The organism is Micromonospora parva (assembly GCF_000718515.1).
In the GTDB taxonomy this organism is placed as follows: Bacteria; Actinomycetota; Actinomycetes; order Mycobacteriales; family Micromonosporaceae; genus Micromonospora; species Micromonospora parva.
On sequence record NZ_JNZS01000021.1, the window covers coordinates 83,526 to 96,822 of the forward strand.

The 13,297-nt window shown below is 72.8% G+C and carries 11 protein-coding genes; 9 read left to right on the top strand and 2 right to left on the bottom strand.

Annotation, left to right across the window (positions count from 1 at the left end; genetic code table 11):
- Positions 1 to 35: 35 nt before the first annotated feature.
- Positions 36 to 599: a plasmid pRiA4b ORF-3 family protein gene (locus tag IF22_RS0125335; RefSeq protein ID WP_030336170.1), complete on the bottom strand. Its 564-nt coding sequence runs from the start codon at positions 597 to 599 to the stop codon at positions 36 to 38.
- Between the two features lie 150 nt (positions 600 to 749).
- Here IF22_RS0125335 and IF22_RS0125340 point away from each other — a divergent pair, with 150 nt between their 5' ends.
- From IF22_RS0125340 to IF22_RS0125380, 9 genes are all read left to right on the top strand, one after another.
- Positions 750 to 1,496: a pyrimidine reductase family protein gene (locus IF22_RS0125340; RefSeq protein ID WP_030336171.1), complete on the top strand. Its 747-nt coding sequence runs from the start codon at positions 750 to 752 to the stop codon at positions 1,494 to 1,496.
- A 199-nt stretch (positions 1,497 to 1,695) separates the two neighbouring features.
- The gene (locus tag IF22_RS0125345) at positions 1,696 to 3,450 is read left to right on the top strand and encodes an ATP-binding protein (protein ID WP_030336172.1); all 1,755 of its coding nucleotides are present in this window, start codon (positions 1,696 to 1,698) and stop codon (positions 3,448 to 3,450) included.
- Positions 3,451 to 3,464: 14 nt separating this feature from the next.
- Positions 3,465 to 4,613 carry an exonuclease SbcCD subunit D gene (locus IF22_RS0125350; protein ID WP_030336173.1) on the top strand — a complete coding sequence of 383 codons (1,149 nt, stop codon included), beginning with the start codon at positions 3,465 to 3,467 and terminating at the stop codon, positions 4,611 to 4,613.
- Positions 4,613 to 7,087, top strand: a complete 2,475-nt coding sequence (locus IF22_RS0125355) for an AAA family ATPase (RefSeq protein WP_030336176.1) — start codon at positions 4,613 to 4,615, stop codon at positions 7,085 to 7,087. The genes IF22_RS0125350 and IF22_RS0125355 overlap by 1 nt, the downstream gene beginning before the upstream one ends.
- A 55-nt stretch (positions 7,088 to 7,142) precedes the next feature.
- Positions 7,143 to 8,111 (top strand): hypothetical protein, encoded by a 969-nt coding sequence (locus tag IF22_RS0125360; RefSeq protein WP_374224324.1) that lies wholly within the window; start codon positions 7,143 to 7,145, stop codon positions 8,109 to 8,111.
- A gap of 18 nt (positions 8,112 to 8,129) precedes the next feature.
- Positions 8,130 to 8,987 (top strand): spermidine synthase, encoded by an 858-nt coding sequence (locus IF22_RS0125365; protein WP_030336179.1) that lies wholly within the window; start codon positions 8,130 to 8,132, stop codon positions 8,985 to 8,987.
- 126 nt (positions 8,988 to 9,113) lie between these two features.
- Entirely contained in the window at positions 9,114 to 9,806 is a 693-nt protein-coding gene (locus IF22_RS0125370) for a sigma-70 family RNA polymerase sigma factor (protein WP_030336181.1), read from the top strand.
- Complete coding sequence (locus IF22_RS0125375) at positions 9,803 to 10,585, top strand: anti-sigma factor family protein (protein WP_030336184.1); 783 nt, start codon at positions 9,803 to 9,805, stop codon at positions 10,583 to 10,585. The genes IF22_RS0125370 and IF22_RS0125375 overlap by 4 nt, the downstream gene beginning before the upstream one ends.
- Positions 10,586 to 10,788: 203 nt before the next feature.
- The gene (locus IF22_RS0125380; protein WP_030336186.1) at positions 10,789 to 11,436 is read left to right on the top strand and encodes a hypothetical protein; all 648 of its coding nucleotides are present in this window, start codon (positions 10,789 to 10,791) and stop codon (positions 11,434 to 11,436) included.
- Between the two features lie 79 nt (positions 11,437 to 11,515).
- On the opposite strand, the gene IF22_RS0125385 is transcribed toward IF22_RS0125380, so the two are convergent.
- Positions 11,516 to 13,276 carry a stealth family protein gene (locus IF22_RS0125385; protein WP_167337338.1) on the bottom strand — a complete coding sequence of 587 codons (1,761 nt, stop codon included), beginning with the start codon at positions 13,274 to 13,276 and terminating at the stop codon, positions 11,516 to 11,518.
- Positions 13,277 to 13,297 lie beyond the last annotated feature (21 nt).

Below are 13,297 nucleotides of genomic sequence, written 5' to 3' on the forward strand. Positions count from 1 at the left end.
AGGAGCCCCAGCGACACCTCCCGCAACCGGACGGTTCAGCAGAAGCGGCGCAGCAGCGTGGTTGCCCGGTCCGGGTCGAAGCCCGACGGGTCGAAGGCGGCACCCGCCCAGTCGCGCAGCATCGCGTGCCGGGAACTGACCAGGTCACCCGGGTCGGCCTGGGCGTCCAGCGCCTCCAGGAGCGCCTGATAGCCCACCGGCCCGCCGATGCCCTCCGGCGGGCAGGCCCGCTCGCCGGCCAGGCAGACCGGGTACCGCTCGTCCGGGTCGGCGGTCAACGCGTCCTCCACGACCAGGTCGTGCTCCCACCAGTCGCCGAAGTCGTACGTGTAGGAGAACCGGCTGCCCTTGCCGAGCACCGCGTCGAGCCGCACGTCCAACTCGTCGTGCAGCGCCAACTCACCGTCCGGGTCGGGCTCGCCGTACTGCATCGCGTCGATCTCGAACGAGTGCAGGTGGCAGTCCCGCCAACCCATCGCGTGTTGCGCCACCCGGTGCAGCCGGTCCAGCGTGTAACCGGCCGGCACGAGCACCCGGCGCCACACCGGCGGCCGGGTCCCGGCGAGGGACATCTTCAGCTGGAAGATCTGACGCGGCATGCTGTCCTGTCCTCCCGCGGCTTAGGCTGCCAGCATGATCTGCCGAGCGTGCCGGGCCCGGCGACACGATGAGTGCCCGGGCCGGAACTGGTGCGACTGCCAGCACCGTACCGCCGAACCGACCCCTCCGGTCACCGGTCCGGCCGGCGAATGACCGTCAGAATTCCGATCCGACGACTCTGGCCCGAGCCGTCGACGCAGCCACTCGACGACACCGAGCTGACCGCCCTCTACGGCCGCGCCGACCAGCCCCGGCTGCGAGTGAACTTCGTGACCAGCCTGGACGGTGCGGTCAGCGTGGACGGCTACTCCGCCGGGCTCTCCGGCGAGCCGGACAAGCGGGTGTTCGGCCTGCTGCGGATGGCCTGCGACGCCCTGGTGGTGGCCGCCGGCACGCTGCGCCACGAGGGATACCGGGCGGTCCGCCTCGACGAACGCCGCCGCGCCTGGCGTCAGGCCAACGGTCTGGCCGCGTACCCGACGCTGGTGGTCGTCTCCGGATCGCTGGACCTGGACCCGGCGCAGGCCGCGTTCGCCGACGCACCGACCCGCCCGGTGGTGCTCACCCACGCCGACGCCGACCCGCCGCCCGGGCTGACCGACGTCGCCGACGTGCTGCGCTGCGGCACCGGGCGCGTCGACCTGGCCGCCGGCCTCGCCGAGCTGCACGGACGCGGGCTCACCCAACTGCTCTGCGAGGGCGGCCCACACCTGTTCGGCGCGCTCACCGCCGCCGACCTGGTCGACGAACTGTGCCTCACCGTCTCGCCGCTGCTCGCCGGGCCCGGCCCCGGCCGGATCACCGCCGGCGACGTCACCGCGCCCCGGCACCTACCGTTGCGGCACGTGCTCGCCACCGAGGACGGCGTCCTGATGCTCCGCCACGCCCGCCAGTAGCTCCCTACACCGGCGGCCAGGACTCGCGCGGCACCCGACACGCTCGCGCCCACCTGGTGCGCTCGGTCGAACACCCAGCGTCATGAGTGTGACGGGGCATGGTGTCGTCCGCCGCGTCGCGTGGCGACCTGTCGTACTCCTCGGGCACTATGCACGTCATGCGCGCCGACCGTGATGCCCGAGCGACAGGGGTCGCCCGATGACCGACGCCGACCTCGACAGCCCGGGCGAGGCGGTCGGGCGGGTGCTGGGCACCGCCGACGCCACCCCGTTGCAGTTCTGGACGGCCGTGGCGCCCGGCAGCTACCTGCAGCTCGACGACGTGGTGGTCACCCGACGCGACCTGCCCGACCGCGAGCCGGTGACGATCGCCGGGGTGGTCACCCAGGTCCGCGCCCGGCACGAGGGCGCCCAGTTCGACTCCGACGTGTTCGCCATCGCCGACGGCACACTGCCGGCGATGGTGCAGGAGGCGGCCGAAATCACCACCACCCGGGTCGACCCGGAGCTCTACGTGCCGCCCACGCCGGGGGCCGTTGTGCACCGGGCCGAGGGCGACGCGCGGGCGCGCGCGCTGCACTTCGACCGGATGGAGCGGCGCATCCCGATGGGCATGGGTCGCGACGGGGTGCCGGTCTACCTCAACGCCGACTTCCTCGACGGCAGCCGGGGCGCGCACGTCTCCATCTCCGGCATCTCCGGGGTGGCCACCAAGACCAGCTTCGCCACCTTCCTGCTCTACTCGGTGTTCCGCTCCGGGGTGCTGGGCGGCGACGCGGTCAACGCCAAGGCGCTGATCTTCAACGTCAAGGGTGAGGACCTTCTCTTCCTGGACCACCCCAACACCCGCCTCGACGAGCCCACCCGCGCGGCGTACGCGAAGCTCGGGTTGAGCGCGGGCGCCTTCCCCGACGTGCGGGTCTACGCCCCACCACGGGTCGGTGACGCGGCCGGCACGCCGGATGTGAGCAGCCGGCTCACCGGCGTCGACAGCTTCTACTGGACGCTGAGCGAGTTCTGCACCGACCGCCTGCTGCCGTACGTGTTCGCCGACGCCGACGACGAGCGCCAGCAGTACACGATGGTGGTTCACTCGGTGGCCGCGCACCTGGCCCGCTACGCCCAGCCCGCCGACGGCGGGGTGAGCATCGACGGGGTTCGGCTCGGCTCGTACGGCGACCTGGTCGACCACATCGTCGACCAGCTCAACGACGACGAGACCCGTTCCGACTGGGCGGGCAGCGCGGTGGGGCTGGGCACCGTCAACGCGTTCGCCCGGCGGTTGATCGGCAGTAAGAAGGACCTGGCCCGGCTGATCCGTGGTGACCTCGCGGCCCGCCGCCCGCACTCGATCAACACCAGCGAGTCGGCGCAGGTCACCGTGGTCGACCTGCACAACCTGCCGGACCGGGCGCAGCGGTTCGTGGTCGGTGTGACGCTGAAGAGCGAGTTCGAGCGCAAGGAGAAGTCCGGCACGGCCAAGCCGCTGCTGTTCGTGGTCCTCGACGAGCTCAACAAGTACGCCCCCCGGGAGGGCTCCTCCCCCATCAAGGAGGTGCTGCTCGACATCGCCGAGCGGGGCCGCTCGCTCGGGGTGATCCTGATCGGCGCGCAGCAGACGGCGAGCGAGGTGGAGCGGCGGATCGTCACCAACTCGGCGATCCGGGTGGTCGGCCGGCTCGACCCGGCCGAGGCGTCCCGCCCGGAATACGGCTTCCTGCCGCCCGCGCAGCGCCAGCGGGCGTTGCTGGCCAAGCCGGGCACCATGTTCGTCAACCAGCCGGACATTCCGGTTCCGCTCTGCCTGGAGTTTCCGTTCCCGGCCTGGGCCACCCGGGTCTCCGAGGCGGGCCGGGCACCATCGGAGACGCTGCGCTCGATCACCCAGTCCGCCGACCCGTTCGCCGTGGTGGGCTCCGGCGGCGGCACCACCGACGACGACATCCCGTTCTAGGGGGCCGGCAAGCCATGAAGATCCTGCACACCTCCGACTGGCATGTGGGCAAGGTGCTCAAGGGGCAGTCCCGGGCCGACGAGCACAAGGCGGTGCTGGCCGGGGTGATCGAGATCGCCAATGCCGAGCGGCCGGATCTGGTGATCGTCGCCGGTGACCTCTACGACACCGCCGCGCCCAGTTCGGAGGCGACCCGCCTGGTCACCCGGGCGTTGACGGCGCTGCGGCGGACCGGCGCGGACGTGGTGGCGATCGGCGGTAACCACGACAACGGCCCCGCACTGGACGCGCTGCGCCCGTGGGCCGACGCCGCCGGCATCACGCTGCGCGGCGGGGTACGCGAAAATCCGGACGAGCACATCATCGACGGCACCACCGCCGGTGGCGAGCGGTGGCGGCTGGCCGCGTTGCCGTTCCTGTCCCAGCGGTACGCGGTGCGCGCGTTGGAGATGTACGAGCTGACCGCCGCGGAGACCAACCAGACGTACGCCGACCACCTGGGCCGGGTGCTGGGGCGACTGACCGAGGGATTCACCGAGCCGGACCGGGTGCACCTGGTCACCGCGCACCTGACGGTGACCGGCGCGGCCACCGGCGGCGGCGAGCGCGACGCGCACACGGTGCTGGGTTACGCGGTGCCGGCCACCGTCTTCCCGGCCACCGCGCACTACGTGGCGCTGGGTCACCTGCACCGGGCGCAGCGGGTCGCCGGCCCCTGCCCGGTGCGATACAGCGGCAGCCCGCTCGCTGTCGACTTCGGGGAGCAGGAGAACGTCCCCTCGGTGACGATTGTCGAGGTGACGGCCAGCACCGCAGCCCGGGTGCGGGAGGTGCCGGTGACGGCGGCGAGCGCGCTGCGGACGGTGCGCGGCACCCTGGCCCAGCTCGCCGAGATCGAGGCGCCGGACGCGTGGCTGCGGGTGTACGTGCGGGAGCAACCGCGTGCCGGCCTGCGCGAGGAGGTCCAGGAGCTGCTCCCCCGGGCCCTGGAGATCCGGATCGACCCGGAGCTGGTGGCCGCGCCGGGCAGTGGCACGCGCATCGCCCAGCGCTCGGGGCGTTCGCCCCGGGAGTTGTTCGCCGACTACCTGGACAGCCGGGGCCACGCCGACGAGGGTGTCCGGGAGCTCTTCGACGAGCTTTTCGAGGAGGTCGAGCACTGATGCGTCCGATGCGCTTGGACATGGCCGGGTTCACGGTCTTCCGGGACGAGACCACTGTCGACTTCACCGACGCCGACTTCTTCGCGCTGATCGGCCCGACCGGTTCCGGTAAGTCCACTGTGTTGGACGCGATCTGCTTCGCCCTGTACGGCATGGTGCCCCGGTGGGGCGGCGCCCGGGGGTTGGCCAACGCGCTCGCCCCGTCGGCGACCGAGGCGCGGGTGCGGTTGGTCTTCGAGTCCGGCGGTGCCCGGTACGTGGCGACCCGGGTGGTCCGCCGGGACGGCCGGGGCAACGTGAAGACCGCCAACGCCGGGTTGCAGCTGATGCCGGCCGGCTTCGACGTGACCAAACTGGACACCGGTCTGAGCCCGGACGACCTCGGCGAGGTGGTGGCCGGCACTCCCGCCGAGATGGAGCAGGCGGTGCTGGAGGCGGTCGGGCTGCCGTACGAGCAGTTCACCAGCTGTGTGGTGCTGCCACAGGGGCAGTTCGCCGACTTCCTGCACGCCAAGCCGGCGACGCGGCAGCAGATCCTGGTCAACCTGCTGGGCCTCGGCGTCTACGAGGACGTGCAGAAGAAGGCGACGGCGCGCGCCGCGCAGGCGGAGGCCCGGTTGGAGGCGGTCGACCAGGTGCTCGCCGGGTTGACCGGCGTGGACGACGAGGCGTTGGCCGAGGCCGACGCCCGGGTCGACCGGATGACCGAGCTGGCGGCCGCGGTGGCCGACGCGGTGCCGGAGTTGGCGGCGGCGCGGGTCACCGCGCGGGAGGCCGCGGCGGCGCTGACCGCCCTGGACGATGAGCTGACAGTGCTGACGGGGGTGCGGGCGCCGGGTGGGGTGACCGAGGTCGCTCGCGCGGTCACCGCGGCGCGGGCCGAGGCGGAGGCGGCGGCGACCGGGGTGTCGCTGGCCGAGGAGCGGGAGGAGAAGCTGCGCGGCGAGCTGGCCGCCGCCGGTGACGAGAGCGCGCTGCGACTGCAACTGCGGGCGTACGACGATCGGGACCGGCTGGCCGGCGAGGCCGACACGGTCCGCGAGGCGGTGCGCACGGCGCACGACGAGCACACCACGGCGGTGGCGGCGCTGGTCGACGCCCGCGCGGTCGCCGAGCGGGCCGACGCGGACCTGGAGGCGGCCTTCCGGGCGCACGAGGAGGCGAAGGCCACCGACCTGGCGGTCAGCCTGCGGGTGCACCTGCATGCGGGGGCAACGTGCCCGGTGTGCGAGCAGCCGGTGGCCGAGGTGCCGGCGGTGCCGGCCGATTCGGCGGTGGCCGCCGCGACGGCGGCCGGCAAGGCCGCGCGGGCCGCGACCAAGGCCGCGCAGGAGACGGTGCGGCAGCGGGACGCGGCGGCGCGTGAGCTGGAGCGGCTGCTGGTGCAGGCGCGGGCCCGGCAGGAGCAGCTGGAGGCCCGGCTGGCCGAGCTGGACGGGCAGCTTTCCGGGGCTGCCGAGCCGGCCGTGCTGCGCCGGGAGTTGGCCGAGCACGCCCGGTTGCGGCGCGCACTGGACGAGGCGGCGACGGCGGTCCGGGCCGGCCGCGAGACCGCTCGCCAGGCCCGGGCCGCTGTGGATGCCGCCGAGGAGCGGCTGCGGGCGGCGTGGCGGGCCTTCGACACCGCCCGGGACGGGTTGGCCCGGTTCGGTCCCCCGGCGACCGACCGGGACGATGTGGCCGCCGCCTGGTCGACGCTGACCGGTTGGGCGACCAGCGAGGCGGACCGCCGCCGCGCCGACCGGGACGGTCGGGCCGCTGCCGTGGCGGCGGCCGAGTCGGTGGCCGACGGGGTGCAACGGGCCATCGCGGCCATCTTCGCCGACGCCGACGTGCCGGTGGGGGACGATCCGGTGCACGCGGCGACGGTGGCGGTGGAGCGGGCCGACGCCGACCGGCGGCGGCTGCACGAGCGTCGCGAGCAGGCCGGTGCGTTGCGCGAGCAGCGGGCGGGGCACGAGCGGGAGGCGCAGGTGGCGCGCGCGCTCGCCGGGCACCTGCGGGCCAACAACTTCGAGCGGTGGTTGCTGGCCGAGGCGTTGGACCTGCTGGTCGACGGTGCGTCGGGGATTCTGCGGGAGTTGTCCAACGGGCAGTACGAGCTGGTGCACGACAAGGGTGAGTTCGTCGTCGTCGACCACCACGACGCCGGGCTGCGTCGGGGGGTGCGCACCCTCTCCGGCGGTGAGACGTTCCAGGCGTCGCTGGCGTTGGCGTTGGCGCTCTCCGAACAGTTGGCCGGGATGTCCACCACGGCGGCGAGCCTGGAGTCGATCGTCCTGGACGAGGGTTTCGGCACCCTCGACGCCGCCACGCTGGACACGGTGGCGGCGACCCTGGAGAACCTGGCGGCCCGGGGCGATCGGATGGTCGGCGTGGTCACCCACGTGCCGGCGTTGGCCGAGCGGATCCCGGTCCGCTTCGAGGTGCGCAAGGACGCCCGCTCCGCCCGGGTGGAACGGACCGGCCGGTGAGCGCGAGGAGTGCCGCGCAGCGGAGCCCCGCAGTCGCGAACGACAGGCGAGCCCGGTGAACGTGCGGGGCGACGCAGCGTTCTTCGTCGACTCGTGGGATCCGGCGTACGGGGCGTCGTTCGAGGCGTCCGCGGCCGGGCCGGCCGCGCCGAGCAGCGCCCAGGTCGACGCGGACGTGGAGCTGCCCGCCGTGGACTGGCGGGCGATCGGGGTACGCCCCGGGGTGCGCGCACCCGACGTGGTGTTGCTGGTCGACGGGGTGCGTCGGATCGACGCGAGCATCTGGACGGCCGAGACCGACGGCGGGTCGTTTCCCGGGTTGGCGGCCTCGTACGCGGCCGGGGTGGTCCGCTGTGACCTGGGCCGGGGTGCGGCGCAGTTGGCGGGCACCCAGGTTGGTAGGGGTCTGTTCACCGCGAGCCCGTCGGCGCGGGATGTGGTGGCGGGCGCGATCCGTTACCCGGTGCACCGGGTGGGTGGCACCGGTGAGTTGGCGAAGCTTCCGGCCGCCGTGCAGGGTCCGCTGACCGCGTTGGAGGTGGCGGTGTCCGACGCGGCCCGGGTCGACGGTGACCTGTTGGTGGTGGACGGCCCGTTGCGCAGTCGTCGGCAGTTGCCGCGCACTCTGGGCTACATCAAGACGCAGCACAGTCAGTATCTGGATGCTCGGCTGACCGCCGTGGTGACCGGGATGGCGTCGGGTGAGCGGTCCCCGGTGTTCCGGCTCGGCACCGCCTGGGGCGGTTGGTCGTGGTATCTGCGGCTGCCGGTGGCGATCGGCGCGCCGTGGGCGGGCATCGTCCGGGTGGAGTGCTCCGCCGACCTGCCGGTCGAGGCGGCGATCGAGCTGGCCGATCTGTCGTTGGTGACCCTGCCGCGCTTCGCGTCCACCCCGTACAAGGACCCGCGGGCTCCGCAGAACCTGATCCCGATCGCCGGTCTGGAGCGCCGACTGCGGGCCCTGCTGGGTGATTCCCGGCTGCTGCACCGCGCGTTGACCACAGCGGCCCGCGCCGCCCGTTGAACGCGGATACTGGTTCCGATGGGGCGTAAACGGGCGGCTGAGCGGGTGGTCGAGCAGGTGGACACCGGGCTGGCGGAGCTGGTGCCGGATCCGGACCGGGCCGGCTCGTGGACGTTGCTGCTGGATGGCGCGCCGCAGTCGCACGTCGACCTGGCCGACCCCACTCACCTGGAGTTCGAGTACGTGCGTCGGCTGGCTGCCGCCGTGGATCTCATCGCGCCGACCGGCGCGCCGCTGCGGGTGCTGCATCTGGGTGGCGGCGCCCTGACCCTGCCCCGGTACGTCTCCGCCAGCCGGGCGGGGTCGACCCAGCGGGTGTCCGAGGTGGATGGCGCGCTGGTGGAGTTGGTCCGTCGGGCGTTGCCCTGGCCGTCGGACCCCCGGTTGAAGGTTCGGGTGCAGGACGCCCGGGCGGTGTTGGCGTCGACCCGGGAGGCCAGCTACGACGTGGTGGTCGCCGACGTGTTCGCCGGGGCGCGTACCCCGGCGCACCTCACGTCGCTGGAGTACGCGGCCGAGGTGGCCCGGGTGCTCCGCCCGGCCGGTTGGTACCTGGCGAACCTGGCCGACGGCCCCCCGTTGCGGCACGCCCGGGGGCAGGTCGCCACGGTCCGGTCGGTGCTGCCGCAGGCCTGCCTGGTCGGCGACGCGGCGGTGCTGCGCGGGCGCCGGTACGGCAATCTGGTGCTGGTCGCCGGGCGGTCCCAGCCGCCGGTGCCGGAGTTGACCAGACGGGCCGCCGGTGACTGGTTTCCGGGCCGGGTGGTGGCCGGCGACGAGCTGGACCGTTTCGTCGGTGGCGCGCAGGTCGTGCGGGACGCCGACGCGACGGGTTCGGATCCGCCACCGCCGGGGTTGTTCTCGGTACGCCGCTGATCGTCCACCCGACGGGCGGCGCGGAAGTTTTTTCGCCGTTTGTTGATCCGTTGGGACCGGTGCTGCGTACCACCGGGCGGCCCGCCTCGTGGGCCGGCGTTGGTCACGGAGATCCCGGAGGTCTGCATGCACGCGGTGGCGGCCGGTTGGCATGGCGACGCGGTCCGCGCTGACTGGTTGTCGGCGCGACCCTCGTCACGGTCGACCTCGTCTGCCCGGGGGGTCGACGCGAGAGCGACGTCTCGCCAGAATGGTCCGGTGACGCCGCGACCGGCGCCCGGGCGCCATCAGGCGACGTCAACCGAGGCCAGCCACTCCGACCAGTTGATCCGTCAGCTCTACGCCGAGCACGCCGGCCCGTTGCTGATGTTCGTCATGCGCCTGACCGGGGGGGACCGGCAGCGCGCGGAGGACATCGTCCAGGAGACGCTGCTGCGGGCCTGGCGCAACGCGCACCGCCTGGGCACGCAGGGGCAGGGTTCGTTGCGGCCGTGGTTGGTCACTGTGGCCCGCCGCATCGCCATCGACGAGCACCGCAGCCAGGAGGCCCGGCCGCCGGAGACGTACGACCGGGACCTCACCGCCTTCGCCGAGGCGGACAGCACGGACCGGGTGCTGCGCACCATGACGGTGGCGGACGCGCTGCGTACGCTCAGTCAGTCGCACCGGGAGATTCTGATCTCGACGTACTTCCGGGGGCGGACGGTGCCGGAGGCGGCCGAGGAGTTGGGCCTGCCGCTGGGCACCGCCAAGTCGAGGGTCTACTACGCGCTGCGCGCGCTGCGCACGGCTCTGCAGGAGCGGGGGGTGACAGAATGAGCCGGCCGGACCACATGGACGTCGCGGCGTACGCGCTCGGTGTGCTCGACGAGCAGGACACTGAGCGGTTCGAGGAGCATCTCGCCACCTGCTGGGCGTGCGCGGCCGAGTTGGAGACGATGGTGCCGGTGGTCGGGCTGCTCTCCGACATCGACGGCGAGACGATGATGGCGCTGGAGCAGACGGCGACGGATCCGGCCCTGCTGGACCGGACGCTCGGCGCGGTCCGGGCGGATCGGCGGCGTACCCGGTTTCGTCAGATGCTCGCGACGGCCGCCGCGGTGGTGGTCTTCGGGGGTCTGACCGGGTACGGCTTCGTCAGTGTGACGGGCAACGAGCAGCCGCCGGGGGTGCTCGCCGAGTCGACGCCGAGCGCGCCCAACGATCCGCCGACGAGCGTGCCGACGGCTGCGCCGAGCGGCCCGGGTGTGGGTGGCACCGAGGTGGAGGGTGACCAGGTCGAGGCGACCGACCCGACCACCGGTGTGCAGACCACCATGTTCCTGGTGACCAAGGACTACGGCACCCGGATCAATTTCAGCTTGCGGAAACTACCCGGCCCGCGCGTCTGCCGTCTGGTGGTGGTGCGCAAGAACGGCAGCACCGAGGTCATCTCGAGCTGGTCGGTGCCGGATGGTGGCTACGGCACCAACACCCGGCCGCAGGGTCTTGAGCTGAGTGCCTCGACGTCGGCTCTGCCGGCGGATATCAAGCAGCTCCAGGTGCAGTCGGTGAATGCCAACGGTGTGGCGAGTCCGCTGGTCACCGTATCCTTGTAGGCGCGCCTGCCGCATCGGCGCCGGTCATTTCCACAATGACCGGCGCCGATCTGTCGTTGCGGGAGGCATCCCCTGCGGGGGCGTACGCAGCGCAGCCGGAAACGGTTCAATCGTTTTACGTGAAATTGACCACTGTTGCTGCTTCAACCTTGACAGCCCGCCCCCCGTACCTATGGGTGAACTGTCAAGAATGAGGAGGGCACGTGGCACAGATGAAGCGGACCGTCATCGTCGCGAGCGCGATGGTCGCACTAACGGCCTGCGCTCCCGCGGGTTACGACCCCGCGAACTCGAGCGCGGCGGAGCCGGTCGCCGTCGCCGCGGCCGAGCCCACCGCGACGGTTGAACCCGAGGTGTCGGCGTCCGCGGAGGCGCCGGCCGCCGACGCGCCGCCCGCGGACGTCGACCTGACCGAGAAGTTGGTCGGCAAGAGCGTCGCCCGGATGGGCAAGGTGGTCACCGACCAGGACGGCTGGATCCTGTACCGCTTCGACAAGGACACCGCCGACCCGCCGTCGTCGAACTGTGTCGACAAGTGCGCCGAGGTGTGGCCCCCGGCACTGACCGACGGCAACCCGGAGCTCACCGGCGTCTCCGACGACAAGGTCGGCAGCGTGACCCGGCAGGACGGCACCCGTCAGCTCACCGTCGGCGGCTGGCCGGTCTACCGCTACATCGGTGACAAGAAGCCCGGCCAGTGGAAGGGCCAGGCTGTCGGTGGCACCTGGTTCGTGGTCCAGCCGGACGGCAAGAAGAACCTGAGCTGCCTGCCCAAGGGCACCCCGAAGGCGGTCGCGCCGCCGTCGGACAGCGGCTCCAACGACGCCGGCGGTTCGGGCTACTCGTACTGAGCCTGACCGCCCGCGAGGGCACGGTGGTCGGTCGTCGCCGGGGAGGGCGCGACCGGCCACCGTCGTGTCCGGGGGTGGGTCAGGCCCGTTCCCACGGGCTCGGCACCGGGAAGTACGTCTCCAGGAACGGGATGAGCAACGCCATCTGTGCGTCGAGGTCCTCCTCGACGGAGAACGCGTCGTTGAGGCAGAACACCTGCCGGTCCCGGCGGGCGAGCAGGTGCGCCAACCGGGCGGGTGTGTCCGGGTGGGACAGCTCGGCGATGGTGTACCGCAGGTCCCCCGGTGCCGCGCGTCCGGTGTGGAAGGCGTAGTAGTGATGCAGCGACGAGGCGATCGACAGGTCGTCCATGCTGCGGAACTGACTCGCCGCGGTCCGCCGGTACTGCTGCGGGAACGTCTGCTCGATCTCCTGGAGCACGCTGCGCCGCAGCGCGTGCGGCATGTGCTTCATCTTCTGGGTCAGTACGGTGCCGAACCGCTCCGCGATCAACGCGCGGTTGTTCTTCCCGGCCGCCGAGGACGGGATGTCCCCGGCGGTGGGTGGCCCCGGCGGCACCAGCGCCGGCGAGGGGAAGAACCGGGAGATGCCGTTGGCCAGGAAGAAGTCCTGGGGCAGCACCTCGGTGCCGAGGAAGACGTCGTCGTTGAAGTACAGGAAGTGCTCGGAGAGCCCGTCGATGTGGTGCAGTTGACTCTCGATGGCGTGCGAGTTGTACGTCGGCAGCACCGTCGGGTCGGTGAAGATCTCCCGGTGGCTGACCACCCGCAGCCCGCTGGCGGACGGGTCCAGCCAGGCCGGCACCTGGTCGTCGGTCACCACGTAGACGTGGCGTACCCAGGGCGCGAAGAGGTGCAGCGACCGCAGCGAGTAGCGCAGCTCGTCGCGGCTGAGGAAGCGGGCCGCGCTCGCCGCCTCCGCGTGGTACGGCACCCCGGCCACCTCGGCCCGTCGCCGTAGCCAGGCGGGGTCGGTGCCGTCGACCCAGGTGTAGACCACGTCGACCGGGAACGGCACGTCGTCGGGGCGCGGTGCGGCGAACTCCGGACGGGTCCAGGCGGTGGCGGGCGCGGAGGGAGGTGCCATCCCGGTGAACCGCGACTCCGGTACGAGCACCAGCGGCGACGCTACCGTCACCTGTTCGGCCACGGCGTTGGACCGCGGCGCGACAAGCGTGTCACCCTCCCGGGTCCAGAACTCGACGTCGCACCCGTACGCCTGCCCCAGCACCAGCCGACGCTGGGGGTCCGTCCAGTACCAGGTCAGCCGTACCACCGGGGCGTCCGCCAGCCGGTCCCAGGTCTTCGTCTCGAACCCGGCGGCCGGTTGCCCGCTGCCCTCCGGCACCGAGACGTAGCCGGGGACCCGGCCGCACGCGGCGGCGAGCGCGGCGCACGCCTGCGCGCGGTGGGTGGCCTCGACAGCCACCACCGACGAGCGGTGGGACTCCCCCCGCACCCGGAAATGGGGTACGCCGGCCTCGTCGAGCGCCGCCGTCACCGCGGTGAGATTGTCCAGCCGTGCCATCAGAGGGGTGACCGACGCCCCGATCCGGGCCACCCGGGGCCCTCGGTCGGCGGTGACGACCACCCGGTCCGCGCCAGCCAGCAACTCCGGCTGGCGGCGGGCCAGCCGCTCGCCCCGGCGCTCGGAGAGGTGACCGTCGCGGGCGGCCCGGGCGACCCACTGCTTCAGCTGGTGCCGGGCCCGGGGACTCACCTTCGTCGCGATGGCGCGCCGGGTCTGCGGGCTGAGCACCCGCCGGTACACCTCCACGAACCCGGTGGGTTCGGCCAGTGCCCGGGGTGGCTCGCCCGGGGTGGGCGTCGGTCCGGTCACGCTTGTCCCTTTCCTGTGTCC

Excerpts from the sequence above, each read along its gene's own strand:
- IF22_RS0125375 (WP_030336184.1), top strand. The coding sequence starts at position 9,803 with ATGAGCCGGCCGGACCACATGGACGTCGCGGCGTACGCGCTCGGTGTG.
- IF22_RS0125370 (WP_030336181.1), top strand. The coding sequence starts at position 9,114 with ATGCACGCGGTGGCGGCCGGTTGGCATGGCGACGCGGTCCGCGCTGAC.
- IF22_RS0125350 (WP_030336173.1), top strand. The coding sequence starts at position 3,465 with ATGAAGATCCTGCACACCTCCGACTGGCATGTGGGCAAGGTGCTCAAG.
- IF22_RS0125340 (WP_030336171.1), top strand. The coding sequence starts at position 750 with ATGACCGTCAGAATTCCGATCCGACGACTCTGGCCCGAGCCGTCGACG.
- IF22_RS0125335 (WP_030336170.1), bottom strand. The coding sequence starts at position 599 with ATGCCGCGTCAGATCTTCCAGCTGAAGATGTCCCTCGCCGGGACCCGG.
- IF22_RS0125345 (WP_030336172.1), top strand. The coding sequence starts at position 1,696 with ATGACCGACGCCGACCTCGACAGCCCGGGCGAGGCGGTCGGGCGGGTG.
- IF22_RS0125355 (WP_030336176.1), top strand. The coding sequence starts at position 4,613 with ATGCGTCCGATGCGCTTGGACATGGCCGGGTTCACGGTCTTCCGGGAC.
- IF22_RS0125365 (WP_030336179.1), top strand. The coding sequence starts at position 8,130 with ATGGGGCGTAAACGGGCGGCTGAGCGGGTGGTCGAGCAGGTGGACACC.